Annotated in this window: 25 protein-coding genes; 11 read left to right on the top strand and 14 right to left on the bottom strand. The window is 71.1% G+C overall.

Annotation, left to right across the window (positions count from 1 at the left end):
* Positions 1 to 1,650 (bottom strand): long-chain fatty acid--CoA ligase, encoded by a 1,650-nt coding sequence (locus ACYVJ3_RS06295; protein WP_460851758.1) that lies wholly within the window; start codon positions 1,648 to 1,650, stop codon positions 1 to 3.
* A 69-nt stretch (positions 1,651 to 1,719) separates the two neighbouring features.
* Between ACYVJ3_RS06295 and arr the strand changes: the two genes are divergently transcribed.
* Positions 1,720 to 2,154: an NAD(+)--rifampin ADP-ribosyltransferase gene (arr, locus tag ACYVJ3_RS06290; protein ID WP_460851757.1), complete on the top strand. Its 435-nt coding sequence runs from the start codon at positions 1,720 to 1,722 to the stop codon at positions 2,152 to 2,154.
* 10 nt (positions 2,155 to 2,164) lie between these two features.
* Here the strand turns inward: arr and ACYVJ3_RS06285 are convergent, their stop codons facing one another.
* The 4 genes from ACYVJ3_RS06285 to ACYVJ3_RS06270 form a co-directional block, all read right to left on the bottom strand.
* On the bottom strand, positions 2,165 to 3,220 hold the full coding sequence (locus ACYVJ3_RS06285; RefSeq protein WP_460851755.1) for a hypothetical protein: 1,056 nt from the start codon (positions 3,218 to 3,220) through the stop codon (positions 2,165 to 2,167).
* 154 nt (positions 3,221 to 3,374) lie between these two features.
* Positions 3,375 to 4,445, bottom strand: a complete 1,071-nt coding sequence (gene dmpG / locus ACYVJ3_RS06280) for a 4-hydroxy-2-oxovalerate aldolase (protein ID WP_460851754.1) — start codon at positions 4,443 to 4,445, stop codon at positions 3,375 to 3,377.
* 1 nt (position 4,446) lies between these two features.
* Positions 4,447 to 5,343: an acetaldehyde dehydrogenase (acetylating) gene (locus ACYVJ3_RS06275; protein WP_460851753.1), complete on the bottom strand. Its 897-nt coding sequence runs from the start codon at positions 5,341 to 5,343 to the stop codon at positions 4,447 to 4,449.
* A complete protein-coding gene (locus ACYVJ3_RS06270) occupies positions 5,340 to 6,161 on the bottom strand; it encodes a 2-keto-4-pentenoate hydratase (RefSeq protein WP_460851751.1) in 822 nt (273 codons plus the stop codon). Before ACYVJ3_RS06270 ends, ACYVJ3_RS06275 begins: the two co-directional genes overlap by 4 nt.
* A gap of 35 nt (positions 6,162 to 6,196) precedes the next feature.
* Here ACYVJ3_RS06270 and kstD point away from each other — a divergent pair, with 35 nt between their 5' ends.
* The 5 genes from kstD (at position 6,197) to ACYVJ3_RS06245 (ending at position 11,019) form a co-directional block, all read left to right on the top strand.
* Entirely contained in the window at positions 6,197 to 7,909 is a 1,713-nt protein-coding gene (kstD, locus tag ACYVJ3_RS06265; RefSeq protein ID WP_460851749.1) for a 3-oxosteroid 1-dehydrogenase, read from the top strand.
* Positions 7,899 to 8,738, top strand: a complete 840-nt coding sequence (locus tag ACYVJ3_RS06260; protein WP_460851748.1) for a MaoC/PaaZ C-terminal domain-containing protein — start codon at positions 7,899 to 7,901, stop codon at positions 8,736 to 8,738. Before kstD ends, ACYVJ3_RS06260 begins: the two co-directional genes overlap by 11 nt.
* Positions 8,739 to 8,772: 34 nt before the next feature.
* Positions 8,773 to 9,213 carry an SRPBCC family protein gene (locus ACYVJ3_RS06255; RefSeq protein ID WP_460851746.1) on the top strand — a complete coding sequence of 147 codons (441 nt, stop codon included), beginning with the start codon at positions 8,773 to 8,775 and terminating at the stop codon, positions 9,211 to 9,213.
* Positions 9,214 to 9,218: 5 nt separating this feature from the next.
* On the top strand, positions 9,219 to 10,517 hold the full coding sequence (locus ACYVJ3_RS06250; protein WP_460851743.1) for a cytochrome P450: 1,299 nt from the start codon (positions 9,219 to 9,221) through the stop codon (positions 10,515 to 10,517).
* Positions 10,518 to 10,578: 61 nt separating this feature from the next.
* Complete coding sequence (locus ACYVJ3_RS06245) at positions 10,579 to 11,019, top strand: OsmC family peroxiredoxin (protein WP_460851741.1); 441 nt, start codon at positions 10,579 to 10,581, stop codon at positions 11,017 to 11,019.
* On the opposite strand, the gene ACYVJ3_RS06240 is transcribed toward ACYVJ3_RS06245, so the two are convergent.
* Positions 10,991 to 11,377 carry a hypothetical protein gene (locus ACYVJ3_RS06240; protein ID WP_460851739.1) on the bottom strand — a complete coding sequence of 129 codons (387 nt, stop codon included), beginning with the start codon at positions 11,375 to 11,377 and terminating at the stop codon, positions 10,991 to 10,993. The two genes, ACYVJ3_RS06245 and ACYVJ3_RS06240, sit on opposite strands and share 29 nt — an antisense overlap.
* A 71-nt stretch (positions 11,378 to 11,448) precedes the next feature.
* On the opposite strand from ACYVJ3_RS06240, the gene ACYVJ3_RS06235 reads away from it, so the two are divergent.
* A complete protein-coding gene (locus ACYVJ3_RS06235) occupies positions 11,449 to 11,958 on the top strand; it encodes a macro domain-containing protein (protein WP_460851737.1) in 510 nt (169 codons plus the stop codon).
* Between the two features lie 42 nt (positions 11,959 to 12,000).
* Here the strand turns inward: ACYVJ3_RS06235 and ACYVJ3_RS06230 are convergent, their stop codons facing one another.
* From ACYVJ3_RS06230 to ACYVJ3_RS06200, 7 genes are read right to left on the bottom strand one after another with little or no spacing between them, the layout of a single operon-like run.
* Positions 12,001 to 12,492 (bottom strand): DinB family protein, encoded by a 492-nt coding sequence (locus ACYVJ3_RS06230; RefSeq protein WP_460851736.1) that lies wholly within the window; start codon positions 12,490 to 12,492, stop codon positions 12,001 to 12,003.
* Between the two features lie 9 nt (positions 12,493 to 12,501).
* Positions 12,502 to 13,671, bottom strand: coding sequence for a lipid-transfer protein (locus tag ACYVJ3_RS06225; RefSeq protein ID WP_460851734.1), 1,170 nt, complete (start codon positions 13,669 to 13,671; stop codon positions 12,502 to 12,504).
* Complete coding sequence (locus ACYVJ3_RS06220; protein ID WP_460851733.1) at positions 13,668 to 14,045, bottom strand: MaoC family dehydratase; 378 nt, start codon at positions 14,043 to 14,045, stop codon at positions 13,668 to 13,670. Before ACYVJ3_RS06220 ends, ACYVJ3_RS06225 begins: the two co-directional genes overlap by 4 nt.
* The gene (locus ACYVJ3_RS06215; RefSeq protein ID WP_460851731.1) at positions 14,042 to 14,464 is read right to left on the bottom strand and encodes a Zn-ribbon domain-containing OB-fold protein; all 423 of its coding nucleotides are present in this window, start codon (positions 14,462 to 14,464) and stop codon (positions 14,042 to 14,044) included. The genes ACYVJ3_RS06220 and ACYVJ3_RS06215 overlap by 4 nt, the downstream gene beginning before the upstream one ends.
* Entirely contained in the window at positions 14,461 to 14,973 is a 513-nt protein-coding gene (locus ACYVJ3_RS06210; RefSeq protein ID WP_460851730.1) for an FAS1-like dehydratase domain-containing protein, read from the bottom strand. Before ACYVJ3_RS06210 ends, ACYVJ3_RS06215 begins: the two co-directional genes overlap by 4 nt.
* Positions 14,970 to 17,117 (bottom strand): acyl-CoA dehydrogenase, encoded by a 2,148-nt coding sequence (locus ACYVJ3_RS06205; protein ID WP_460851728.1) that lies wholly within the window; start codon positions 17,115 to 17,117, stop codon positions 14,970 to 14,972. The genes ACYVJ3_RS06210 and ACYVJ3_RS06205 overlap by 4 nt, the downstream gene beginning before the upstream one ends.
* 25 nt (positions 17,118 to 17,142) lie before the next feature.
* Positions 17,143 to 18,552, bottom strand: coding sequence for a WS/DGAT/MGAT family O-acyltransferase (locus ACYVJ3_RS06200; protein WP_460851727.1), 1,410 nt, complete (start codon positions 18,550 to 18,552; stop codon positions 17,143 to 17,145).
* Positions 18,553 to 18,612: 60 nt separating this feature from the next.
* Between ACYVJ3_RS06200 and ACYVJ3_RS06195 the strand changes: the two genes are divergently transcribed.
* Both ACYVJ3_RS06195 and ACYVJ3_RS06190 read left to right on the top strand, forming a co-directional pair.
* Positions 18,613 to 19,872, top strand: a complete 1,260-nt coding sequence (locus ACYVJ3_RS06195; RefSeq protein ID WP_460851726.1) for an alpha/beta hydrolase fold domain-containing protein — start codon at positions 18,613 to 18,615, stop codon at positions 19,870 to 19,872.
* Positions 19,873 to 19,926: 54 nt separating this feature from the next.
* The gene (locus ACYVJ3_RS06190) at positions 19,927 to 21,114 is read left to right on the top strand and encodes an MFS transporter (protein ID WP_460851725.1); all 1,188 of its coding nucleotides are present in this window, start codon (positions 19,927 to 19,929) and stop codon (positions 21,112 to 21,114) included.
* A gap of 16 nt (positions 21,115 to 21,130) precedes the next feature.
* Here the strand turns inward: ACYVJ3_RS06190 and ACYVJ3_RS06185 are convergent, their stop codons facing one another.
* A complete protein-coding gene (locus ACYVJ3_RS06185) occupies positions 21,131 to 23,119 on the bottom strand; it encodes an acyl-CoA dehydrogenase family protein (protein WP_460851722.1) in 1,989 nt (662 codons plus the stop codon).
* Positions 23,120 to 23,169: 50 nt separating this feature from the next.
* Between ACYVJ3_RS06185 and ACYVJ3_RS06180 the strand changes: the two genes are divergently transcribed.
* Both ACYVJ3_RS06180 and ACYVJ3_RS06175 read left to right on the top strand, forming a co-directional pair.
* Positions 23,170 to 23,793 (top strand): class I SAM-dependent methyltransferase, encoded by a 624-nt coding sequence (locus ACYVJ3_RS06180; RefSeq protein ID WP_460852242.1) that lies wholly within the window; start codon positions 23,170 to 23,172, stop codon positions 23,791 to 23,793.
* A gap of 487 nt (positions 23,794 to 24,280) precedes the next feature.
* Positions 24,281 to 25,516, top strand: coding sequence for an HNH endonuclease signature motif containing protein (locus ACYVJ3_RS06175; protein ID WP_460851720.1), 1,236 nt, complete (start codon positions 24,281 to 24,283; stop codon positions 25,514 to 25,516).
* The last annotated feature ends 122 nt before the right edge of the window (positions 25,517 to 25,638 follow it).

The following is a 25,638-nucleotide window of genomic DNA, read 5'->3' as shown; positions in this document are numbered from 1 at the left end:
TCATGGTGCCGTCACGACCTCGAGCTCGCCGTCGGCGTACTGCTGACGGAGGACCTTCTTGTCGAACTTGCCGACCGACGTCTTCGGTACGGCGGTGATGAACGCCCACGAGTCGGGCAGCTGCCACTTGGCGAACGTCCGGCCGAGGAAGTCGCGCAGCTCGGCGGCCGTGGCGGTGCTCCCCTCCTTGAGGACCACCGAGGCGAGCGGGCGCTCGTCCCACTTCTCGTCGGGGATGCCGACGACGGCGGCCTCGAGGACGGCGGGGTGGGCCATGAGGGCGTTCTCGAGGTCCACCGAGGAGATCCACTCGCCGCCGGACTTGATGACGTCCTTGGCGCGATCGGTCAGCGTGATGTAGCCGAGCGGGTCGATCCGGCCGACGTCGCCGGTGCGCAACCAGCCGTCGTGGAACTTGGTCGCGACGTCGGGGTCGTCGCTCTCGTAGTAGGCGCCGGTGATCCACGGCCCCCGGACCTCGACCTCGCCGACCTCCTCGCCGTCGCTGGGCAGGACGGTGCCGTCGTCGGCCGTGATGCGGCCCTCGACGCCGCAGACCAGGCGTCCCTGCCCGCCGCGGTAGGTCCACTCGTCCTCACCACTCACCCCGAGAGGTACGCCGGCCGCGCTGGCCACCGGCGACGTCTCGGTCATCCCCCAGGCCTGCCGGATCTCCAGGCCGTGCCGCTCCTTGAGCGCCCGCTGCAGGGCGACCGGCACCGCGGATCCGCCGCACAGGATGCGACGGATCGAGTCGAGCCGGATGTCGGGGTGGGCGTCGAGGTGCTGGAGGACGTCGTTCCAGATCGTCGGGACGGCGCCGCTCAGGGTGGGCCGGCTGTGCTGGATGAAGCGCACCAGCGGCTCGGCCTGCAGCCAGCGATCGGGCATGCAGAGACTCGCTCCGCTCATCAGCGCGGCGTAGACCAGACCCCAGGCGTTGGCGTGGAACATCGGCACGATCGGGAGGATCCGGTCCTCCCAGGTCAGGCCAGCGACGTTCCCGGTGCTGACCATCTGGGAGTGCAGCCACGCGGACCGGTGGCTGTAGACCACGCCCTTGGGGTTGCCGGTCGTGCCGCTGGTGTAGCACATCGCCGCGGCGTCGCGCTCGTCCACCGACGGCCACGCGAACTCGGGCTCGTGGGCGGCCAGGAGCTCGTCGTAAAGGTGGACCTGCTTGCCGGTCGAGCCCAGGGAGTCGAGGTCGGCGTCGGCCGCGTCGGGGCCGGCGACGACGACGTGCTCGACCGTCGTGAGGTGCTGCAGCTGGGGCGCCAGCAGCCCGACGAGCGAGTCGTCGACGATGACGACCTTGTCCTCGGCGTGGTTGGCGACGTACACCAGCTGCTCGGGGAACAGCCGGATGTTGAGCGTGTGCAGGACCGCCCCCATCGACGGGATGGCGAGGTACGCCGCGAGGTGCTCGGTGTTGTTCCACTGGAACGTGCCGACCCGCTGGTCGCCGGTGATGCCGAGGCTGCGCAGGCCGTTGGCCAGCCGTGCGGCCTGGCCGCGCACGTCGGCGTACGACGTCGTGCGGCCGCCGTCCGGCGTCGCTGTGACGACCTCGGAGTCGCCGTGCACGCGGGTGCCGTGGTCGAGGATCGAGCCGATGGTGAGCTGGGCTTCCTGCATCGTCGAGCGCATGACGCAGATGATCCCGCGAGAGCCAGGTCACGTCGAGGGGCGCGGCGCGCTCCCGTCTAATCTCGCCCCATGAGCACTCCTCGGGAACCGGTGCCGTTCGAGATCTACCAGGAAGGCGTCTTCCTGCACGGCACGAAGGCCGCCCTCGCCGTGGGCGACCTGCTGGTGCCGGGGCGCGGGTCCAACTTCGAGGAGGGTCGGGTGATGAACCACATCTACTTCACCGCCACTCTCGACGCAGCGACCTGGGGCGCCGAGCTGGCGGCCGGTGAGGGTCGCGGCCGGATCTACCTTGTCGAGCCGACGGGCGAGTACGAGGACGACCCGAACGTCACCGACAAGCGGTTCCCCGGCAACCCGACGCTGTCCTACCGCAGCCGGTCACCGCTGAAGGTCGTCGGCGAGCTCGCCGACTGGATCGGTCACTCCCCCGAGGCCGTGCAGACCCTGCGCGACAACGTCGCCGCCGCGATGGCACGCGGCGAGGCGCCGATCTACGACTGAAACGGGATCCTCAGAGCTTCGACGCCGCCGACAACGCGGCCAGCGCCGGCTTCGGCGTGAGGGACCGCCAGAAGAGACCCAGGCCGTTGCCCCACGCGTTGCTGTCGGTCCCGTCGACGTCTCGGTACCAGAAGATCGGACCGACGTACCGATAGCGCTGGCGCACCAGCGCCACGGCCTGCTCGAGGTAGCGAGCCTGCACCTGCGGCGTGACGCCCTGGTCCCACGGATCGGGATCGTCCGAGACGCCGGTGGACCAGCCGATCTCGGTCATCCAGATCTTCTTGTCGGCGTCGCCGAAGTCGGTCATGACCTTGCGGACGGCCGGCGTGTGGGTCAGCCGCCACACCCCGATGTCCGGAGCGTCCGGAGGCACGTCGGCAGGGGCGACGTACGGGTGCGTGCCGACGGCGTTGAAGCACCTGCGCGCGCCGTTGAGGTACATGCCCCGCAGGAAGCGCGCGTCGTTGTACTGCAGGCCGCCGGTGACGACCGGCGAGGAGTCGTACTCCTTGACCGCCGGGTACGCCGCACACAGCAGGCGGGTGTACTTGATCGGCGAGGTGTCGATCAGGTAGTCGGGGTGGTTCGGTTCGTTCCAGATCTCCCAGGCGTCGACGCGGCTCGCCCAACGTCGGGAGGCCCACCGCAACGCGTCCCCGTAGTCGGCGACCCGCGTCGGCATCGCGCGGATGCCCGCATCGCCGTTGGCCCAACCGGGCGTGAGCCAGAACATCGCGAGCACCTTCAGGCCGTGCCGGTGTGCGTCGGCGAGGATTCCGTCGACCAGCTTGGCGTACCACCCGGCGAAGTGGCCGCGGGTCGGCTCGAGCGTCACCCAGCCGATGTCCATCCGAATCCACCGTGCCCCGGCATCTGCGATCCGGGTCATCACGTAACGGCGCCGCGTCGCGCTCATCCAGGTCGCCGGGGAGATGTTGACCCCAAGGGGCTTGGGTCGCGCCGTGGCCGCTGCCCGAGGGGCGAGGGGGGCCGCGGGGGTCGCGGTCTGCGGGACGGTGACCAGACCCACCGCCAGAACCATCGCGACGAGCGCGCGCCTCATCCACAACGTTCCCCACCCCATGACGCACGACCGTAGGGCCTGCACACCACGGCCGGAACTCTGCGCAGGGTGTTCAGCCCGATCGATTCTCCGACATGGTCATTCGGGACCAGAGGCGTTCTCCGAACGGCCCGCCCCTACCGGCTGGCGACGCTCAGGAACCGCCGTCCCGCAGCATCAGCGCGATGTCGATGAGCTGGTCCTCCTGGCCACCGATCAGCTTGCGGCGACCGGCCTCGAGCAGGATCTGGGCACCCGAGACGCCGTACCGCTCGGCGGCGTTGCCGGCGTGCTTGAGGAACGACGAGTAGACGCCGGCGTACCCCATCATCAGGGTCATCCGGTCGAGCTGGCACTCCTCGGGCATCGCGGGCTTGATGACGTCCTCGGAGGCGTCGACGATCTTGAGGAAGTCGACGCCGGTGGTCCAGCCGAGCTTGTCGGCGACACCGACGAACGCCTCGAGCGGGGTGTTGCCCGCGCCGGCGCCGAAGCGGCGTACGGAGCCGTCGATCTGGGTCGCGCCCGCGCGGGCCGCGATGACGGTGTTGGCGACACCGAGGCCGAGGTTCTCGTGGCCGTGGAAGCCGACGTCGGCGTCGCGGCCGATCTCGGCGACGACGGCGGAGACGCGGTCGGCGGTCTGCTCCATGATCAGCGCGCCGGCCGAGTCGACGACGTACACGCACTGGCAGCCGGCGTCGACCATGATCCGTGCCTGCTTGGCCAGGACCTCGGGCGGCTGGGTGTGGCTCATCATCAGGAAGCCGACGGTCTCCAGCCCGAGCTCGCGGGCCAGGCCGAAGTGCTGGATCGAGACGTCCGCCTCGGTGCAGTGCGTGGCGACGCGGCAGATCTGGCCGCCGTTGTCCTGCGCGGCACGGATGTCGTCCTTGGTGCCGAGGCCCGGCAGCATCAGGAAGGCGATCTTGGCGCGCCGCGCGGTCTTGGCCGCGATCGCGATGAGCTCCTGCTCGGGCGTCTTGGAGAAGCCGTAGTTGAAGCTCGAGCCGCCGAGGCCGTCGCCGTGGGTCACCTCGATCACCGGGACGCCGGACTCGTCGAGCGCGCGGACGATGTCCTCGACCTCCTGCGCGGTGAACTGGTGGCGCTTGTGGTGCGAGCCGTCGCGCAGGCAGGTGTCGGTCAGGCGCAGGTCGAGCTTGCCGAACGGCTCGTCGCCGTGGATCCCCGACCAGGTGCGGGTGAGTGCGTTGAGGTCCATCTCAGACTCCCAGGATCGAGCGGGCGATGTTCTCGCCGACACGGGCAGCGGCGGCGGTCATGATGTCGAGGTTCCCGGCGTACGGCGGAAGGAAGTCGCCCGCGCCCTCGACCTCCACGAAGATCGACACCCGGCGCATGCCGCGGGTGAAGTCGGACGGGCCGTCGAACTGCGGCTCCTGGAGCAGGCGGTAGCCCGGGACGTAGTCCTGGACCGCCTCCTCCATCTCCAGGATGGACGCGGTGATCGCGTCCGTGTCCGCATCCGGCGAGACCGCGCAGAAGATCGTGTCGCGCATGATCATCGGCGGCTCGGCCGGGTTGAGGATGATGATCGCCTTGCCGCGCTCGGCACCGCCGATCGACTCCACGCCGGCCGACGTCGTGCGCGTGAACTCGTCGATGTTGGCGCGGGTGCCCGGTCCGGCGGACGCGGACGAGACCGAGGCGACGATCTCGGCGTACGGCACGGCGGTGACCCGCGAGACCGCGTTCACCATCGGGATGGTGGCCTGGCCGCCGCAGGTGATCATGTTGACGTTCATCGCGCCCACGTGCTCGGACCCGTTGACCGGCGGGATGACTGCCGGACCGACCGCGGCGGGGGTCAGGTCGATCGCGCGGATGCCGGCCTCGGCGTACCTCGGGGCGTACTCGCGGTGGACGTACGCCGAGGTCGCCTCGAACAGCAGGTCGGGCAGCTCGTCCTGCTTGAGCAGCCAGTCGACGCCCTCGTGGCTGGCCTCCAGCCCCTTGTCGGCGGCGAGTCGCAGACCCTCGGACGAGGGGTCGACGCCGATCATCCACCGCGGCTCGATCACGTCGGATCGCAGCAGCTTGTAGAGAAGGTCGGTCCCGATGTTGCCCGGGCCGACGATCGCGGCCGTCAGCTTGCTCATGCGTCCTCCTTGAAGTTGGCGACCAGCGGCGCGAAGCCGCTGATGTGGGCCTCGACCCGGTCGCCGGCCGCGAACGGCACGAACGGCCCGAGGGCACCGGAAAGGATCAGGTGGCCGGCACGCAGCGGGTCACCGAATCGATAGGCCTGCACGGCCAACCAGCGCAGCGCCTCGAGCGGGTCGCCCAGGCAGGCGGCGCCCGTCCCGGACGAGCGCTCCTCGCCGTTGATGGTCAGCGACATGGTCACGTCACGCGGCTCGACCTCGCTGAGCGGCAGCGCATCGGCGCCGATCACGAACAGCCCGCTGGAGGCGTTGTCGGCGACGGTGTCGGTGAAGGTGATGTCCCAGTCGCCGATGCGCGAGTCCACGATCTCCAGCGCGGGCAGAGCCACCTCGACGGCGTCGCGCACGAGCGCCAGGGTGATCTCGTCCTCGCTCGCGGGGTCGATGTCCTTGCCCAGGCGGAACGCGACCTCGGCCTCGACCCGCGGCTGCACCAGCGTGCTCATCGAGATCGGCTCGCCACCACCGATGCCCGCGGTCGGCGAGGCATCCATGTCGGAGAGCAGGTAGCCGAAGTCCGGCTGGTCCACGCCGAGCTGGTCCTGCACCGCCTTGGACGTCGCACCGATCTTGCGGCCGACCACGGTCACTCCCGCGGCCAGTCGCCGCTGCACGAGCCCCTGCTGGACGGCGTACGCCGCATCGAGGTCGTCGGTGCCGATGAGGTCGCGTACGGCGGCGCACGGGACCCGGGTGGCCTGGGCAGCCGCCAGCCGCTCGACGGCGGCCGCGATCGCTTCTGTGGACGTCACGAGAGCAATACTAGAACCTGTTACAGTTTTGTGCCATGACGGGTCTCGACAAGCTCGACCACCGAACCCTCCCTGAGGAAGTCGATGTGGTCGTCGTGGGCGCCGGTGGCGCCGGCATGAGTGCTGCGCTGGCGGCGGGCCGCAAGGGCCTGGAGACAGTGCTCCTCGAGAAGAGCGCCTACTTCGGCGGCTCGACCGCGCGAAGCGGCGGCGGGGTCTGGATCCCCGGCAACTACGCGCTGAAGGAGGCCGGCCAGGTCGACGACGGTGACGCCGAGGCGGCCCGGCTCTACCTCGACTCGATCGTGGGCGAGGCCGTGCCGAAGGTACGCCGCGACACCTACCTCGCGCGCGGCCCCGAGGTCATGGACTTCATCCGGGACAACACGCGCGTGCGGTTCCAGTGGGTCCCCGAGTACGCCGACTACCTGCCCGAGCAGCCCGGCGGGCGCGCCCGCGGCCGCAGCGTCGAGCCGGTGCCGATGGACGCCCGGTTCCTCGGCGAAGAGCTCGCGCGGCTGCACCCGGCGTACACCAAGGCACCGGCGAACCTGATCGTCACGCAGGCCGACTTCCGCAAGATCAGCCTGGGGCTGCGGACCTGGAAGGGTCCGGTCACGATCGCCAAGGTGATGGTCAAGCGGATGATCGCGATGCTGACCGGCAAGAAGATGTACGCGATGGGCAACGCCATCGCGATCGGCCTGCGCCAAGGCCTCGCGGACGCCGGCGTGCCCGTCCACTACGAGACCTCGCTCGCCGACCTCATCGTCGAGGACGGCCGCGTGGTCGGCGTCGTGGTGGAGGTCCCGACCGGCTCGATCGACGGCGAGACGGTACGCCGCGAGGTCCGCGCGCGCCGCGGCGTGATCCTCGGCTCGGGCGGGTTCGAGCACAGCCAGGAGCTGCGTGAGAAGTTCCTCCCCCACCCGACCCTGCACGAGTGGTCGACCGGCGCGGCGTCCAACACCGGCGCGGGCCTGCTCGCGGGCACCGGCGTCGGCGCGGCGACCGACCTGCTCGACGACGCCTGGTGGGGCCCGACGATCCCGCTCCCGGGTCGCGCCTGGTTCTGCCTGGCCGAGCGCAACCTGCCGGGCTCGATCATCGTCAACAGCGCCGGTGAGCGCTACATGAACGAGGCGCTGCCGTACGTCGAGGCGACCCACGAGATCTACAAGGGCGAGGCCACCGGCGTCGGCCATGTGCCGAGCCAGATGGTCTTCGACCAGACCTACCGCAACCGCTACCTGTTCGCGGGCATCGCGGGTCGCCAACCGTTCCCGGGCCGTTGGTACAAGGAGGGCGTGGTCAGGCGGGCCGACACCCTCGAGGAGCTCGCCGCGAAGATCGGCGTACCGGCCGCGTCGCTGACCGCGACCGTCGAGCGCTTCAACGGCTTCGCCCGCAACGGCGTCGACGAGGACTTCCACCGGGGCGAGTCGGCGTACGACAAGTACTACTCCGACCCCACGGTGAAGCCGAACTGCTCGCTCGCTCCGATCGAGAAGGGCCCGTTCTACGCGGTGACCATCGTCCCCGGCGACCTCGGCACCAAGGGTGGTCTCGTCACCGACGAGCGCGCCCGCGTGCTGCGCGAGGACGGTCAGGTCATCCCCGGCCTGTACGCCGCCGGCAACGTCTCGTCCGCGGTCATGGGCAACACCTACCCCGGACCCGGCGGCACCATCGGGCCCGCCCTCGTGTTCGGCTACCTCGCAGCGGAGGACATCAGCAATGCCCATTGATCCGAACAAGGCCATCGGCGCCGACCTCGGCGCCCGCTCGTTCGCCTGGACCGAGAGCGACGTCCTGCTCTACAACCTGGCCGTCGGCGCGCACCGTCTCGACCAGACGCTGGAGACCGCAGGCCTCCAGGTCCTGCCGAGCTTCGGCGTCGTGGCGCCGACGTTCCACGAGACCGACCCGCCGCCGCTGGACCTGCCCGGCTGCGACATCAACCTGTCCCAGGTCGTGCACGGGTCGCAGGCGATCTCGATGACCGGCACGCTCCCGACCTCGGGTTCGGCGACGGTCCGCACCACCCTCACCGACGTGTGGGACAAGACCAAGGCCGCCGTCATCTGGCAGGAAGGCGTGGCCACCTCCGACGACACCGGCGAGGAGCTCTGGCGCGTCCGGTCCTCGATCTTCGTCAAGGGCGAGGGCGGCTGGGGCGGCTCGCGCGGCTCATCCTCCGCGGTCGAGGTGCCGGACCGGCCGGCCGACCTCACCACGACGTACGACGTCGCGCCGACCCAGGCGCTCCTCTACCGCCTCTGCGGCGACCGCAACCCGCTGCACGCCGACCCGGACTTCGCGAAGGCCGCCGGCTTCCCGGCGCCGATCCTGCACGGCCTGTGCACCTGGGGCATCGTCCTCCGCGAGCTCACCGACGGGCTGCTCGACGGCGACACCACCCGCGTCGCGTCGTACGCCGCCCGCTTCGCCGGCGTCGTGTTCCCCGGCGAGAAGCTGACCATCAACGCCTGGCAGACCGACGCCGGGATCGTGGCCGACGCCACCGTCGGCGACGGTCGTCCGGCGCTCGCGGACTGCCTGCTCACCACTCGCTGACCGGTCGCTGATCGACCGCTGACAGACTGCAGCCATGGGTCAGGTCTCCGCACGCACCACGATCATCATCCACGCGCCCGCCGCCGACGTCATGGCAGCGCTGAGCGACTACACCACGGTCCGGCCGTCGCTGCTCCCCGAGCAGTACACGGACTACGAGATCCTCGAGGGCGGCGTCGGCACCGGCACCGTCGTCACCTGGCAGCTGCACGCCACCGAGAAGCGGGTGCGGCACGTGGTCGCCGACGTGATCGTCGAGGGCGAGTACCTCACCGAGAAGGACCGCAACTCATCCATGGTGACCGTCTTCCACGTCGAGCCGCTCGACCCGATGGACACCGCGGTCATCCTCACCACCACGTGGGACGGCGCCACGGGCATCGGCGGCTTCTTCGAGCGCACCTTCGCCCCCAAGGGCCTCAACCACATCCACGACGCGCTGCTCAACACGCTCGCCGCGCGGCTCGACAGCTGACGCTCGTGCTCGGCGCGGCGAAGCCGGCGGTCCGTTGGGGGCTGTGGCACGCACTCCCCCGTACGGCGCTGCGCCGGTTCGCCCGCGACGGAGACATCCAGGCCCGACTGGTCATGGAGACCGCCGGTACGCGACCGGCCGAGCTGCACGCGCTGCTCGACCAGGTTCGCGCCACCGGGGACCGCGTCGTCCACGGGCGGTTCGCCTCGATGACGGTGGACCACGCCGCCGTACGACAGATCCTGGCCAGCGACGACTTCACCTCCTCCTTCCCGGCGCCGCCGAACCCGGTGGTCCGCAAGCTGGCCGACTGGTCGTTGTTCCCCTACGTCCACCCGATCCAGCCGCCGTCGCTGCTCGCGGTCGACCCGCCCGACCACACGCGCTACCGCAAGCTCGTCACGCGCGTCTTCACCAACCGCGCCGTCGCCCGGCTGCGCGACCGGACCGAGCAGATCGCCGCATCGCTGCTCGACGAGCTCGATGCCGCGCAACCGGTCGACCTCGTCGCGGCGTACTGCGCACAGCTGCCGGTCACCGTGATCTGCGAGATCCTCGGCGTCCCCGCGGCGGACACCGACCTGATCCTGTCGTACGGCGCCGCCGCGGCCCCCAGCCTCGACATCGGCCTGCGGTGGGGCACGTTCCGCGAGGTCGAGCACGGTCTCCGTGAGTTCGACCGGTGGCTCGACAGCCACATCGCACGGCTGCGTGCGAACCCGCAGGACGACCTGCTGAGCGAGCTCGTCACGGCTCGTGAGGACGGCGTGGGGCTGACCGACCTCGAGCTCAAGTCGACGGCCGGTCTGGTGCTCGCGGCCGGCTTCGAGACGACCGTCAACCTGCTCGGCAACGGGATCGCCCTGCTCGCCGACCACCCGGCGGAGCGGGCCCGTCTGACCGCGGACCCGTCGCTGTGGCCGAACGCGGTCGACGAGGTGCTCCGCTTCGACCCACCGGTCCTGCTGACCGGGCGGGCGGCGCTGCGCGGCGTACCGATCGCGGACACCACCGTCCGGGCCGGGCGCGTCGTCACCGGTGTCGTCGCCGGGGCGAACCGCGACCCCGCGGTCTTCACCGACCCCGACACCTTCGACGTGGCGCGTCCGAACGCCCGCGAGCACCTGTCCTTCGGCCACGGCCGGCACCACTGCCTCGGCGCCTCGCTGGCGCGGATGGAGGGCGAGGTGGGCCTGCGGGCGATCTTCGACCGCTTCCCGGACCTCCGGCTGCTCGACGGCGCCACCCGCCGGCCGACCCGCATCCTGCGGGGCTACGAGAAGCTGCCCGCCCTCCTGGGCTGACAGGGTTGGTGCCGCGCCCTAGCGTGAGCAGGGACCGATCCCCCTCTCGTTAGGCGACCCCATGCCCACTCGCACCGCACGCACCGCCTGGAACGGCGGCCTCCAGGACGGCAGCGGCCAGGTCGAGCTCAGCTCGTCCGGCGCCGGCACCTTCGACGTCGATTTCCCCAAGCGCGCCTCCGACGACGCCCAGGGCGCGACCAGCCCCGAGGAGCTCATCGCGGCCGCTCACTCGGCCTGCTACGCGATGTCGCTGTCCAACGAGATCGCCAAGGCCGGCGGCACGCCCCAGGCGCTCGACGTCTCCGCCGACGTGACCCTCGGCCAGGTCGACGGCCGTCCGACGATCACGACCATCAAGATCACCGTGCGCGGCGAGGTCGAGGGCATGGACGCCGCCGGCTTCTCCGCCGCTGCCGCCGCCGCCAAGGCCGGCTGTCCCGTCAGCCGGGCGCTCGCCGGTGTGACCGAGATCAGCCTGGACGCTGCCCTGGAGGAATGAGCTCGGGTGGCGCCTTGGCGAGCCAGCCCTCCGTGAGGACCTCGGTCAGCTCGGGCTCGTCGACGTCGGCGAGGCAGACCAGCACGGCGGCGTACCCGTGGAAGTGCTCGATCGTGAACACCGCGGACGAGGTGGTGGCGAGCAGCGCCTCCTTCTCGGCGAGGCCGGCGGTGCGTACGCCGACCAGCGGCTCGGGCGGGTAGGGCGCCGAGCCGAAGCGCTTGATGTCCGCCTTCGTGTACGGCCGCTCCCACGCGAACACCTGCCCGGCCACCGTCCAGGTGAGGCTGCCGCGCCGCTCGCCCTGCTCCACGGCGGGCAACGTCGCGGCGATGCGGGCCACGTCGTCGATATCCACCTGCCCACCGTAATCCGAGCCGACCAGGGTGGTGGTCGACGACAGCATCACCGAGCGGTGAGGATGGAGCCATGAGCGGTCCGCACATCGTCGCCGTGCAGGGCGACATCACCACCCTCGCCGTCGACGCGATCGTCAACGCCGCCAACGCACGCGTGCGGGGCGGTGGCGGGGTCGACGGCGCGATCCACGCCGCCGGCGGGCGGGCGATCCTCGACGACTGCGTGGCCCGCTTCCCCGACGGGCTGGCGACCGGCGACGCCGGCGCGACGGTGGCGGGCGACCTGCCGTGCCGCTGGGTGATCCACGCCGTCGGCCCCAACCGGCACGCCGGCCAGGACGACCCGGCGCTGCTCGAGTCGGCGTACCGCCGCAGCTTCGAGGTCGCCGAGGAGATCGGCGCGGGCACCGTCGCCAGCTCGCTGATCGGCGCGGGCGTCTACGGCTGGAGCGTCGCGGAGTCCGTGAGCGCCGCACTCCGCGCGCTCGAGCACGCCGGCCAGGGACTGGAGGAGGTCCAGCTGGTCGGGTTCAGCAGGACGGCGTACGACGAGGTGGCCGGCCTGCTGGCAGCGCGCTAGCCGTCCGGCCCTTCGCGACGTGGAGCGCGACGACGGTGGGCGTCACGCGGCTCCCCGCGCGGCGAGGATCTGCTCGCGCAGGATGTCGCCGTGACCGGCGTGCCGGGCGAGCTCCTCGATCATGTGGGCGTACATCCAGCGCACGCTGACCGGCCCGTGGCGCGCGTGCTCGCCGGTGTCGCCGAGGTCGTGGCCGAGGGCGATCCGGTCGGACTCCTCGCACACGTTCCGGAAGCGCTCGCTCACCGACGCGATGGTGTCCTCGGGCGCGAGTCGGAAGCTGTCGTCGATCTCGGTCGGCACGCCGAGCTCGGCCCGGGTGCGGCCGGCCAGGGTCACGTGGAACCACACCTGCTCGGCGAAGGCGGCGTGCTTGACCAGCCCGAGCAGCGTCGTCAGCGACGGCACCAGGCTGCGCCTGGCCTCCTCCTCGGAGAGCCCGTCGAGCAGCTCGAGGATCTCCGCGCGGTTGGCGGCCAGGACGTCGACCAGGGTCTTCCGCTCGTCAGCGGTGAAGTCGGGGTGATCACTCACCCGCCCAGGCTACGAGGAGCCGAGGACCAGCCCCGACGTCGGTACACCGGTCCCGGCCGTCACGACGAGGTGCTCGACACCGGCGACCGGGTTGACCGACGTACCGCGGATCTGGCGAACACCTTCGGCGATGCCGTTCATGCCGTGGATGTAGGCCTCGCCGAGCTGACCGCCATGGGTGTTGATCGGCAGCCGGCCGCCGACCTCCAGGGCGCCGTCGCGCACGAAGTCGGGCGCCTCGCCGCGTCCGCAGAAGCCGAGCTCCTCGAGCTGCATCAGGACGTACGGCGTGAAGTGGTCGTAGAGGATCGCCATCGGCATGTCCGCCGCGGTCAACCCGGACTGGCGCCACAGCTCGCGGCCGACGACGCCCATCTCGGGGATGCCGATGTCGTCGCGGTAGTACGACGTCATCACGAACTGGTCGCGCCCGCTCCCCTGGGCCGCCGCCTTGATCAGCGCCGGCGTCTGCTTCAGGTCGCGTGCCCGCTCGGCCGAGGTGATGACGAGCGCGACCGCTCCGTCGGACTCCTGGCAGCAGTCGAGCAGGTGCAGCGGGTCGGCGATCATCCGCGAGGCCTGGTGCTCCTCGAGCGTGATCGGCTTGCCGTAGAAGAACGCCTTCGGGTTGGTCGCGGCATGGCGGCGATCGGCGACCGCCACGCGACCGAAGTCGGCGGAGGTGGCGCCGTACTCGTGCAGGTAGCGCCGCGCCTGCATCGCGACCGTGGCCGCCGGGGTCGACAGCCCCAAGGGGTAGGTCCAGGCGTTGTCGAGGCCGTTGGTGTTGACCTGGCTCGCGGCGCCCACGGAGACCTGGCCGAAGCGGTCACCGGAGCGCTCGTTGAAGCCGCGGTAGGCGACCACCACGTCCGCGACACCGGTCGCCACGGCCATCGCCGCCTGCTGCACCGTGGCGCAGGCCGCGCCTCCGCCGAAGTTGATCCGGCTGAAGAACCGCAGCTCCGGTACGCCGAGCTCCCGGGCGACCGCGATCTCCGAGGAGCTGTCCATCGTGAAGGTGGTGAAGCCGTCGACGTCGGCCGGCGTCAGGCCGCAGTCGTCGAGCGCGTGGCGGACGGCCTCGACGCTGAGCTGGAGCTCGGAGCGCCCGGACTCCTTGGAGAACTTGGTCGCGCCGATGCCGACGATGGCGGCCTTGCCGCTCAGGGTCCTCACGCGGCCACCTTCACGGTGCCGATGACGTGGTCGCCGAGGCTGACTGCGCCGACCACCTTGATGGTCGCCACGCCGTCCTCGATCTCGGTCACCTCACCGCTGAACGTGAACGTGTCGTACGGGTACGCCGGCGCGCCCAGCCGGATCGCGATGGCCTTGATCTGCACGTCCGGGCCCGCCCACTCGGTGACGTAGCGCTCGCAGAGCGCGGTCGAGGTCAGGATGTTGACGAAGATGTCCTTGGAGCCCGCGGCCTGCGCGATGTCGCGGTCGTGGTGGACGTCCTGGAAGTCGCGGGTCGCGATCGCCGTGGAGACCACCAGGGTCGGGGTGATGGGCAGGCTCCACTCGGGGAGCTTGTCGCCGACGTTCATTGGACCTCCGGTCGTCGAGTAGCCGAGGAACGAGGCGTATCGAGACGCCAGATAGGGAGCGTGAGCTCGTCGTCGATCGTGTTCCAGCCGACGGCCACCCGGTCGCCGATCTCGACCGGCCCGGTCATCTCGGCGACCATCCGCACGCCCTCGTCGAGGTCGACGAGCGCGATCACCAGCGGCAGCTCCTTGCCCGGCACCTGCGGGGCGTGGTGGACGAGGTAGGAGAACACCGTGCCGGTGCCGGCGGCGACCACGTGGCCGCGGTCGAACGCACCGCAGTCGGGGCACGCCGGGCCGGGTGGGTGGCGCAGCACGCCGCACGCGTTGCACTTCTGGATCCGCAGCTCGTGGGCACGGGTGCCGTCGAAGAAGTAGGCGTTGTCCCGGTTGACCACCGGGCGGAGCGGCCCGCTCACGACGTCGCCCTGGGCACGAACTTCAGCACCCGGAAGAGCATGGTCGCGACGCGTTCGTCGCCGACGTACCAGGTGTTGCGCGAGGTGACGAAGTAGCCGACGCCCATGCCGGTGGCCTTCGGGCCGACGACGGAGTCGAGCGCGGTCGTGACGCGGACCCGCTCGCCGACGCGCAGGTAGCGGTCGTAGGACTGCTCGCAGTTGGTGCCGAGCACGGCGGTGAAGCCGGCGTCGGTCAGCACACGCATCATGGAGTGCAGCGGGTCGTCGTCCGAGGGCTTGCCGCCCAGGCCGTACATCGTCCACACCTGCGCCATCGACGGCGGCGCCTCGCCCGCTCCCCCGTCCTCGAAGCGCGGGTTGACCAACCCCATGGCCTCGAGCCAGTTGTTGATCGTCGGCTGGTTGACCTCGTCGCGCGCGACCCGCTCGGCCGCCTCTCCCCAGGCCTTGATCCGCTCGGCCTCGGCCATCACGTGGTCGTGCACCTCGGGTGCGACGTCGCTCATCGGGGAACCCGGGGCAGACCCAGCCCGAACATCGCGATCAGCTCGCGCTGCACTTCCTGCACTCCGCCTCCGAAGGTGAGGACCAGGTTCCGCTTGGCCTGGGCGTCGAGGTAGTCGAGGAGCTCCAAGGTGTCGGGCTCCCCCGGGTCGCCGTACCGGTGGATCAGGGCGATCAGGTCGGCGTTGAGGTGCTGGACGGCGTCCGCGGCGAACACCTTGGTCGACGAGGCGTCCGCCACCGAGATGGCACCTGCCGCGGCGGCGCGGGCGACCTCCCAGTTGAGCAGCTCGTTGACGCGGACGATCGCGGTCGCCTCGCCGAGCAGCGCCCTCACGTCGGGCCGGTCGCCGACCCCGGCGGTCTCGGCCCAGCGAGCGACACGGTCGCGCAGGCCCTCGATCCGGCCGGCCGGGCCGAGCATGACCCGCTCATGGTTGAGCTGCGTGGTGATCAGCTTCCAGCCCTGGTTCTCCTCGCCGACCAGCATGTCGACGGGCACGCGGACGTCGTTGAAGTACGTCGCGTTGACGTGGTGCGAGCCGTCCGCGGTGATGATCGGCGTCCAGCTGTAGCCCGGGTCGGTGGTGTCGACGATGAGGATCGAGATGCCCTTGTGCTTGGGGGCGTCCGGGTCGGTGCGCACCGCCAGCCACAGGTAGTCGGCCTGGTGACCGCCGGTCGTCCACATCTTCTGTCCGTTGACGACGTAGTGGTCGCCGTCGAGCCTGGCCGTCGTCCTCAGCGACGCGAGGTCGGTGCCCGCCTCCGGCTCGGAGTAGCCGATCGCGAAGTGCACGTCCCCCTTGAGGATCCGGCCGAGGAACATCTCCTTCTGCTTGGCGGTGCCGTACTTGATCAGGGTCGGCCCGACGGTCTGCAGCGTCACGGCCGGCAGGTGCACGTCGGCGTACTGCGCCTCGTTGGCGAAGATGGTCTGCTCGACCTCGCCGAGCCCGTGGCCGCCGTACTCCTTAGGCCAGCCGACACCCATCCAGCCGTCCTCGCCGAGGCGGCGGATCAGGCGTTGGTACGACGGACCGTGCCGGTCCCATGCGCCCTCGACCGGGTCGGGGTCGTCCAGGTGGCCGAACTCGGCAGCCACCTTGCCGAAGTAGGCACGCAGCTCGGCCTTGAGCGCGCGCTGCGACTCGGTCAGCTCGAGGTTCTTGGCGGCGGGGTCCTCGACCGGGACCTGGTCGGCGCGGGTGTCGAGCGCGTGCGCGAGGTCGGTGCCCCACGTCGTGAAGCCGACCAACGGGTAGGTGATGTCGACACCCATGCCTCCGTGCAGGTGGTGGCAGGTCCGGAAGGCGGCGGGCGCGACCTGGCTGGCCCAGTAGGCGGCGACGGCGAGGTCGTCAGCGGCTGGCAGCCCCTCGGCGACCCGCCAGACGGCGTTGTCGGCGGCGAGGTCGAGCGTCCGGCTGGTGACGTAGACATCGGCCATCTGCAGGCTGACGGCCTGGAACTCGGCCAGCGAGCGGCCGAACTGCTGGCGCCCCTTGACGTAGTCGGCGGTCAGGTCGCGCGCTCCCGTGAGCACGCCGGCCGCGGTCACCGCGAGCGCGGCGGTGTGCAGCTCACGCAGGCGAGCGGCGTCACCGACGACCTCCGCGGGCGCACCCTCCAGGACGACGGTGTGCTGCGGAGCGGAGCCGGAGCGGCTGGACTCGACCAGCCGCACCCCGGCGTCCGCCGGGTCGACGAGCACGACGACCTCGCCGTCGTCGGAGTCGGCGACGACGAGCAGCCGCGTGGAGTCGGCGCCAGCAACAGCCAGCGGGCGACCGGAGACCCGGGTGTCGGCGTACGACGCCGAGCCGCGTACGGCGACACCGAGGGTGACCTCGCCATCGACGACGCCCGGCAGCCACTCCTTCGCCTGCTCGGGCGAGCCGACCTCGGCGAGGTAGAGCGCACCGACCAGGGTGCCGACAGCCGGGGTGACGACGCCACGGCGGGCGGCCTCCCGCAGCACGACCGCGACGGCAGGCAGGCCGAGACCCGCACCGCCGTGCTCCTCGGGGACCGCGAGGCCGGTCAGGCCCGCGGCCGCCCAGGCCGACCACGACGCAGCATCGGCCTCACGGCCGAGCACCTCGTCGATGACGGACCGGACCGCGCTGAGCTCGTCACTCTCCACGCGGGAAACTATAACGTGTTCTAGTTCAGAGCGCGCGAACTGCCGCGAGCGTCCGTTCCAGCTCCCGCGGGAAGTGGCCGACCAGGGCATCGGCGTCGGGCACCGACTCGCGGCAGGCGATCGCACCGACGTGCAGGACGCCGGCGTTCGACATCACCGTCAGGTTGAGGCCGGCGCCGTGGAAGACCGGGCCGAGCGGGTAGAGCGCGTCGACGCGGGCTCCCAGCAGGTAGAGCGGGACCGGCGGCCCGGGCACGTTGGAGATGACCAGGTTGTGCACGACCGGGTGCCGCTCGGCCAGCCGCAGGTTGGCGTACGCGCGCACCGCGAGGCCGAAGGTCCGCGGCGCCGCGAACTCCGCCCACTCCTGGAGCGCGTCGGCCGGGATGGCGTTGTGGTGGTCCTTGGCATGCCTGTTGCGCTCGGCCATCATCGCCAGCCGCTCGAGCGGGTCCTCGATGTCGGTGCCGAGGCGGGTGAAGAGCGCGGAGACCTTGTTGGCCCCGCCGGCCCGCCGCGACGTCTCGCGCACCGACACCGGGACGGTGGCCAGCAGCGAGGTCACCGGGAGCTCGTCGCGCTCCTCGAGGTAGGCCCGCAGGGCTCCCCCGGACAACGAGAGGACGACGTCGTTCACGGTCGTGCCGGTCGCGTTCTTGATCTCGCGCACGTCGTCGAGCGAGATGTCGGTCAGCCCGATCGTGCGGTGCCCGGTGATGGTGCCGTTGAAGGAGGTCCGCGGCGCCGAGAACGGCGCCGCCATCGAGGTCCCCTGCCGGATCCGGCCGATGGTCTTGGTCACGACCGCAGCCGACGGGCGGACGACGCGCGCGACGGTGACGGGTCGCATCGCCGTGCCGATGACGGCACGGGTGAGCAGCTCGCGCCGACCCGGGTCGCGCAGCGGCGCATGGTCCTTGACGACCAGCGCCGGTACGTCGGGGTCGATGGTGCACAGGTGCGAGATCAGGTTGGCGCCGGAGACGCCGTCGACGGTGGCGTGGTGCATCTTGAGGAAGATGACGACCCGCTCCTCCCCCTCCGGCCCGTCGGGCCAGTAGCCCTCGATCACCCACATCTGCCACAGCGGGCGCGACCGGTCCAGCGGCAGCGAGGCCAGGTGGGCGCAGGCATCCATCAGCTCGGCGTACCCACCGGGCGTGGGCAGCGCCTGCCGGTGGACGTGCCGCTCGATGTCGAAGTCCTTGTCGCTGACCCAGACCGGGTGGTCCAGGCCGAGCGGGACCGCACGGATCTTGCGGGTGAACGCCGGAACGCTGCTGACCAGCCCGTCGAGCTGCTCCTGCATGGTCTCGAAGGAGTACGCCGAGGGCATGGTGCTCGGGTCGAGGACCATCACGGCGCACACGTGCATGAGCTGGGCAGGGGTCTCCAGGTAGAGGAAGCTCGCGTCGAGCCCAGACAGCCGTTCCATGCACACACTCCCTAGAACACGTTCCAATTCCTGGGAGAGCCTACGGCTAGTCTGGGGACCATGGGTTTTCGCCGACGTCAGGTGGTCATCGCAGGCCTCGTTGCGAACGCGCTCCGGCCGCTGCCGGGCGAACGTCCAGGGCTCGCCGGGTTCTTCCCCGGCTGGCTGACCGGCGAGCTCTCCCCGCACCTCCTCGCGGGCGTCGCCGTCGACACGGCGGTCCACGTGGCCCGCGGGCGACGCGACCGGGTCGCGCTGCTGCTGGCCGGCGCGTCGGCGTACGGCCTGGTCCGGATGATCCAGCAGGGCCGCTCCTCCGGCGACGTCGTGCGGACGGCACTCGAGGAGGGACTCTCGGCCGGCTTCGACGCGGACCTGCCGGCCTCCGACCTGATCGGCGCGGTGACCCGTCGTCGCCTGGTCAACCCGTTCGGCTTCGCCGGCGAGGGCCGTCGCGCCGGGGTCACCGTGCGCAAGAACATCGAGTACGCACCGCACGGCAAGCGGGGGCTGCTCGACGTCTACACCTCGGAGAAGACGCCCTCGTCGGGCGCACCCGTCCTCCTGCACGTGCACGGCGGCGGCTGGACGATCGGCAACAAGGAGCAGCAGGGCATCCCGCTGATGCAGCACCTCGCCGCCAAGGGCTGGGTCTGCGTGTCGATCAACTACCGCCTCGCACCGCGCGACGCGTGGCCCGCGCAGATCGTGGACGTCAAGGCCGCGATCGCCTGGATCCGGTCGCACATCGAGGAGTACGGCGGTGACCCCGACTACCTCGCCATCACCGGCGGATCCGCCGGCGGGCACCTGACCGCGCTGGCCGCGCTGACACCCGGCGACCCGGCGTACCAGCCCGGTTTCGAGGACGCCGACACCCACGTCGAGGTGGCTGTGCCGCACTACGGCGTCTACGACCTCGCCGGCGTGACCGCGCTGCGCAACGCGCTCTACATGCGCGACCGCTTCCTGGCGCCGCGGGTCTTCAAGCAGCGGTTCACCGACGCGCCCGAGGTGTACGCCGCCGCGTCGCCGCTGCTGCGGGTGACCCCTGACGCGCCGGACTTCTTCGTCATCCACGGCACCCACGACACCCTGGTCGACGTACGCCAGGCGCGGGCGTTCGTGGCCAAGCTGCGCTCGATCTCGCAGCGGACCGTGACGTACGCCGAGCTGCCGGGGACCCAGCACGCGTTCGACGTGTTCCCGTCGCTGCGCTCGCAGGCGGTCGTGCGCTCGATCGACCGCTACCTGACCTGGCACCGCGCCACCTGGCTCCACCAGCACTCGGTGACGCCGAAGCACCGCGCCGACGCCTGAGCGGGCGCCGGATAACGATTCGCACTTCCGCCGGTTTGGCGGAAGAATTGCGGCATGGGATTCGTAACGTACCGTGATGTCTTGCGGATTCCCGCCGTACGCCGGATCGTCCTGCTCGGCCTGGTCGTGCGGATCCCGCTCTGGGCCGGCAACATCGCCCTGACGCTGCACATCGTCGGCCACCTCCACCGGTCCTACGCCGACGCCGGCGTGGTCGCCGCCGTGGGTGCCGCGGCGCTCGGCATCTCCGGTCCGTGGCGTGGGCGCCGGCTCGACCGGATCGGCGTACGCCGCGCGGTGACGCCGTCCCTGGTCGTCCTCGGGGCGACCTGGTCGGTCGCACCCTGGGTCGGCTACTGGCCCCTCGTGGGGCTGGCGGCGCTGGCCGGCCTGTTCACCATCCCGAGCTTCTCGATCATCCGCGCGGTCCTGATGGGGGCCGTGCCCACCTCGCAGCGGACGACCGCGCTGTCCATCGACTCGATCGCGACCGAGCTGACCTTCATGGTCGGGCCCGTGCTCGGCGTCCTCGCGGCGACGACGCTGCCGACCTCGCTCGCCGTGCTGATCTGCGAGCTCGCCTCGGTGCTCGGCGGGCTGCTGATCTGGTGGCAGAACCCCGCGCTCCAGGGCCTGCACGACGAGGAGCCCGTGGCCGGGGCGACGATCGGCCGGATGCGGATCACCGCGCCGCTGCTCGCCGTGATGGCGATGTCGGTCGCGGCGATCGTGATCCTGACCGGCGAGGACCTGGGCTCGGTCGCCGCGCTCCGCCACTGGGACCAAGCCTCCTCGATCGGCTGGGTGCTGGCGGTCTGGGGCCTGGGGTCCGCGATCGGCGGCCTGCTGTACGGCGCCCTGCACGTCCGTCCCTCGGGTGCGCTGCTGCTGGTCCTGCTGGGTGCCACGACGATCCTGGTGACGGTCGCCCACGAGCGCATCGGCTTCGCCGCGCTGCTGTTCGTCTCCGGTGCGTTCTGCGCCCCGACGCTGACGGCCCTCACCGCGATGGTCGGCGAGCTCGTGCCCGCCGCCAACCGCGGTGAGGCCATGGGCTGGCACGGCTCCGCGATGATGCTCGGCTCCGCCGTCGCCGGACCGATCATCGGCGTGGCCCTCGACCTCGGCGGCTGGCGCTGGGGCCTCACCACCGCCGGCCTGGTCGGTCTCGCCGTCGCCCTCCTGGGCTACGTCCTGACCGCACGACGGGTACCCGCCGTCACGGTCGAGCCGGCCGGCTGACCCCGCCGACCTCGGGCTAGCGAGGCAGACCGAGGATCCGCTCCGCGACCACGTTGCGGAGGATCTGGGTGGTGCCGCCGGCGATGGACAGGCAGCGGGTGTTGAGCTGCTCCCAGATGTCGGCCTGGAGGCCCGAGCCGAACTTGTCGATCGGGCCGAGGGTGGCGAGGGCGTCGCCCTGGAGACGTACGACGAGCTCGGAGGCGTCCTGCCGCGAGCGGACACCCAGCAGCTTGGCGACGCTCGACTCGGCGCCCGGTCCGTGTCCGCCCAACGCCCGCAGCGTGGTGCGCACCCCCAGCAGGCCGCAGACGGTGGCCAGGGCCACGGCGCGGCCGACCTCGACCCGCTCGACGGGCCCCAGGTCGAGCTCGTCGACCAGTGCCACCGCACGCTCCGCGCTCTTCGACAGGCGGGCGGACGCCATCGCGACCCGCTCGTTGGCGAGCGTCGTGCGCGCGAGGCGCCAGCCGTCGCCCGGCTCGGCGACGACCATCTCGTCGGGCACCAGGACGCCGTCGAGGAAGACCTCGTTGAACAGCGCCTCACCGGTGATCTCGCGCAGCGGCCGCACCTCGATGCCGGGTGAGCGCATGTCGACCAGGAAGTAGGTGATGCCCTTGTGCTGAGGGACGTCCGGGTCGGTCCGGGCCAGGCAGATCGCCCAGTCGGCACGCTCCGCCATCGAGGTCCAGACCTTCTGGCCGGTGAGCCTCCATCCACCGTCGACCCGCTCGGCGCGGGTCCGCAGCGAGGCGAGGTCGGAGCCCGACCCCGGCTCGGAGAACAGCTGGCACCACACGATCTCGCCCAGCAGCGACGGCCGCACGAACCGCTCCTGCTGCTCCGCGCTTCCGTGGGCCAGGATCGTCGGCACCGCCCAGCCGGCGATGACGAGGTCCGGTCGCTCGACGCCGGCCGCGGCCAGCTCCTGGTCGATGACGACCTGCTGCACGGCGTCCGCACCGAGGCCGTACGGCGCCGGCCAGTGCGGCGTGAGGAAGCCCGACTCGGCCAGCGCCTTGCGCTGCTCACCGGTGGGCAGCCCGGCGATCTCGCGGGCGGTGGCCCGCGCCGACGGCCGGATCGGCTCGTCGCGGCCGTCGAGGTCGACCGAGACCTGTCGGCGTACGCCGGACGCGGCATCGCCCGCGAGCCGCGACGCCGCCTCGGAGGACGACCCGACCAGCGAGCGCAGCGACAGCGCGCGGCGCAGGTACAGATGGGCGTCGTGCTCGTAGGTGAACCCGATGCCGCCGAGGACCTGGATGCAGCTCTTCGCCACGTCGACGGCGCCGTCGAAGCACGTCACCAGCGCGACGTCCACCGCGAAGTCCCGCTGCTGCTCATCATCGCCGTCACCCGCCGACGCGGCGTCCCACGCGGCCGCCGTGATCGCCTCGCAGGTCTCCAGCATCTCCGAGCAGAGGTGCTTGATCGCCTGGAAGCTGCCGATCCTGGCCCCGAACTGCTCGCGGACCTTGGCGTACTCGACGGCGGTCTCCAGGCACCAGCGCGCGACCCCCGACGCCTCCGCGGCCGCCAGCGTGATCGCCGTACGTCGACACCTCTCGGTGGTCGACCAGGCGGAGGCGCTGGCCGAGGCCGCATCGAGACCGCCGTGACGCGCACTCAGGTCGATCCCGATCGAGCCACCGCCGTCCCAGACCACGCCGCCGGCGTACACCTGGACGCCGTGGCGTCCGGGCTCGCCCGACAGCACCGAGCCGATGGCCGCACCCAGCAGCCCGCCGGGGAGCAGCGCCCCTGCGCACGCCTCGAGCGCGACGGCCTGGTCGACCAGCGATCCCCCGCCGCCACCCGACGACTCGGGTACGGCGATCGCGTGCACGCCCATCTCCTCGGCGGCGTTCCAGATCTCGTCGAACGACGCGGCGGCGTCGCCCTCGGCGGCACGGACGGCCTCGATCGCCCCGAGCGACGACGCCCACTTGCGCAGCGAGGCGGCGAGCTCGACCTGGTCATCGGTGATCGCGATGGACATGGGCTAATTAGAACACGTTCTAGTCGGTCTAGGATCAGTCCGTGACCGAGATGCCGCAGGACCTCCTCGCCCACGCCCGCGAAGCGAAGGGCTTCATGCCCGAGGACGAGGGAGCGGCGCTCCACCGGATCGCGCTCGAGCGACTCCCCCACGGCCCGGCGCTCGAGGTCGGCACCTACTGCGGGAAGTCCGCGATCTACCTCGGTGCGGCGGCCCGCGCGACGAGCGGCACGGTCTTCACCGTCGACCACCACCGGGGCTCCGAGGAGAACCAGGCGGGCTGGGAGCACCACGACCCCAGCGTCGTCGACCCCGAGTTCGACAAGATGGACACCCTCGGTCAGTTCCGCAAGAACATCGCGCGCGCCGGCCTGGAGGACCAGGTCGTCGCGATCGTCGGCAGCTCCACCACCGTCGGCCGGCACTGGAAGACACCACTGAGCCTGCTGTTCATCGACGGCGGCCACGGCGAGCAGCCGGCCACCGACGACTACGAGACCTGGACGCCGCACGTCATGCCGGGCGGCTACCTGGCCATCCACGACGTCTTCGAGAACCCCGAGGACGGTGGGCGGCCGCCGTACGAGCGGATCTACCTCCCCGCCCTCGCCCACGGCTTCACCGAGGTCGAGGCCGTCGGCTCGCTCCGAGTCCTGCGCCGCGACAGGCCGTGATGCCCCAGCACGTCGGCCGAGGAGGTCGCGCAGCGACCGGCTCGAGACCCGTCGCCGTCGTTGGCTGAGTAGGCTGAAGCGCTTGCCGAGGGCGTATCGAAACCAACGACGTGGCCGGTCGCTCCTGGTCAGTCCTTTGCGTCATCGACTGGCGGCCGCGCTTATCCGACCGTCCCCCGCCGTCCAGGATCCGCGCTTCGCTCGGCCCGCTCCGCGGCGCCTACGGCGTCCTTGACCGCGGGTCCCGGACGGTCGGATGGCGGCGCGGATGGGCGGCAGCTCGCTTCGCTCGCGCCGCCGCCAAGCGACCGCCTCCCGGCCGTTGGTTGAGTAGCCCGAGCCGCTAGGCGAGGGCGTATCGAAACCAATTCCGCTGGCAGCGAAAAGTGCCTCTGACCTGCACGTTTGGTCGAATCTTGCATTGAAGAATAGTTCGAACACATGTATGATGAAGGCACGAATCAAGCCTCATCTCTCGGGAGTCACCATGACCGCAGCATCGGTGTCAGAACACCCGATGCTGCGTGCCGTGAACACCTCCCGCCGAGCGTTCCACGAGGTCGCATCGGTCGAGCCGATCTACATGACACCCGCCGACAAGGCCACGGCGTTGCGAGGGCTGGCGGCGCTCAAGGCGCAGGTCGAAGAGGCCGAGATGCGGGTCCTCGCTGCCTCCGGTGACCTCGCGCAGGACACCGGTGCCCGCGACGCCGGGATGTGGCTGGCCCAGGAGGCGCATCTCGACCCGCGGACCTGCCACAGCGAGCTCAAGCTCGCCGAAGCGATCGACGAGAAGTGGTCCCAGGTCGGCGCAGGCATGCGCAACGGTTCCGTGAACCGTGCCCAGGCGCAGGTCATCGTCGCCGGCCTCGAGAAGCTCCCGCCCGAGATCGACCAAGTCAGTCGCCGCCGCGCGGAGAAGCACCTCGTCGAGCTCGCCGGTCAGTTCGGGCCGCGTGAGCTGCGGACCCTGGGCGACCGAATCCTTTCGGTGGTCGCGCCCGAGATCGCGGACGAAGCCGACGCCCGCGCGTTGGAGCGCGAGGAACGCTCCGCGCGGATCAAGACCTCGATCCGGTTCAAGCGCCTCGGCGACGGGATCACCCGGATCATCGGCCAAGTGCCCGACGCCGTCGCGGCGCGCCTCGAGACCTACCTCGATGCGTTCTCCTCGCCGCGGGTCTCGACCGGTGAGCGCCTCCCGCGGAGTCGTCGTCTTGGCCAAGCGTTCTGTGCGTTGTTGGAGCACCTCGACCCCAAGAAGCTCCCGGATCACGGCGGCGACGCCACGACCGTGATGGTGACGATCCCGCTCGAGGACCTGCGTCGCGATCTCGCCACCGCCGGGATCATCGGCTCCTTGGAGGGCGATCTCCAGATCACCGCCGACGAAGCCCGGCGCCTGGCCTGCACCGCCAAGATCATCCCCGTCGTCCTCGGCGGCAAGGGCGAGATCCTCAACCTCGGCCGAGCACGACGCCTCTACTCACCGGCCCAGCACAAGGCCCTCCGCCTGAGCGACAAGCAGTGCCGCGCCGAAGGCTGCACGGTCCCCGCCACCTGGTGCGAAGCACATCATTCACAACCCTGGCCAGCCGGCGGGAAGACCGACCTCAAAGACGGCGTGCTCCTCTGCAGTCACCATCACCACGTCGCCCACGACCCACGCGTGGTTCGTGAGGTCACCTCGACCGGCGCGTGGCGGTTCCACCGACGTCCCTAGACATCGTGTGGATCTGGAGCCACCCCGTGGCCACGAATCCACACGATGTGGCCGCATCGCATCGTGCCGACACCCGCGCCACCATCACCACGTCGCCCACGACCCCGCGTTACCCACCGGCG

This window comes from Nocardioides montaniterrae, from assembly GCF_054782655.1.
This window is presented reverse-complemented; position numbering and strand designations above follow the sequence as displayed.

Excerpts from the sequence above, each read along its gene's own strand:
- ACYVJ3_RS06255 (WP_460851746.1), top strand. The coding sequence starts at position 8,773 with ATGGGTCAGGTCTCCGCACGCACCACGATCATCATCCACGCGCCCGCC.
- ACYVJ3_RS06275 (WP_460851753.1), bottom strand. The coding sequence starts at position 5,343 with ATGAGCAAGCTGACGGCCGCGATCGTCGGCCCGGGCAACATCGGGACC.
- ACYVJ3_RS06200 (WP_460851727.1), bottom strand. The coding sequence starts at position 18,552 with ATGGAACGGCTGTCTGGGCTCGACGCGAGCTTCCTCTACCTGGAGACC.
- arr (WP_460851757.1), top strand. The coding sequence starts at position 1,720 with ATGAGCACTCCTCGGGAACCGGTGCCGTTCGAGATCTACCAGGAAGGC.
- ACYVJ3_RS06175 (WP_460851720.1), top strand. The coding sequence starts at position 24,281 with ATGACCGCAGCATCGGTGTCAGAACACCCGATGCTGCGTGCCGTGAAC.
- ACYVJ3_RS06235 (WP_460851737.1), top strand. The coding sequence starts at position 11,449 with ATGAGCGGTCCGCACATCGTCGCCGTGCAGGGCGACATCACCACCCTC.
- ACYVJ3_RS06220 (WP_460851733.1), bottom strand. The coding sequence starts at position 14,045 with ATGAACGTCGGCGACAAGCTCCCCGAGTGGAGCCTGCCCATCACCCCG.
- ACYVJ3_RS06195 (WP_460851726.1), top strand. The coding sequence starts at position 18,613 with ATGGGTTTTCGCCGACGTCAGGTGGTCATCGCAGGCCTCGTTGCGAAC.
- kstD (WP_460851749.1), top strand. The coding sequence starts at position 6,197 with ATGACGGGTCTCGACAAGCTCGACCACCGAACCCTCCCTGAGGAAGTC.
- ACYVJ3_RS06190 (WP_460851725.1), top strand. The coding sequence starts at position 19,927 with ATGGGATTCGTAACGTACCGTGATGTCTTGCGGATTCCCGCCGTACGC.
- ACYVJ3_RS06295 (WP_460851758.1), bottom strand. The coding sequence starts at position 1,650 with ATGCGCTCGACGATGCAGGAAGCCCAGCTCACCATCGGCTCGATCCTC.
- ACYVJ3_RS06210 (WP_460851730.1), bottom strand. The coding sequence starts at position 14,973 with ATGAGCGACGTCGCACCCGAGGTGCACGACCACGTGATGGCCGAGGCC.
- ACYVJ3_RS06180 (WP_460852242.1), top strand. The coding sequence starts at position 23,170 with ATGCCGCAGGACCTCCTCGCCCACGCCCGCGAAGCGAAGGGCTTCATG.
- ACYVJ3_RS06185 (WP_460851722.1), bottom strand. The coding sequence starts at position 23,119 with ATGTCCATCGCGATCACCGATGACCAGGTCGAGCTCGCCGCCTCGCTG.
- ACYVJ3_RS06285 (WP_460851755.1), bottom strand. The coding sequence starts at position 3,220 with ATGAGGCGCGCGCTCGTCGCGATGGTTCTGGCGGTGGGTCTGGTCACC.
- dmpG (WP_460851754.1), bottom strand. The coding sequence starts at position 4,445 with ATGGACCTCAACGCACTCACCCGCACCTGGTCGGGGATCCACGGCGAC.
- ACYVJ3_RS06245 (WP_460851741.1), top strand. The coding sequence starts at position 10,579 with ATGCCCACTCGCACCGCACGCACCGCCTGGAACGGCGGCCTCCAGGAC.
- ACYVJ3_RS06260 (WP_460851748.1), top strand. The coding sequence starts at position 7,899 with ATGCCCATTGATCCGAACAAGGCCATCGGCGCCGACCTCGGCGCCCGC.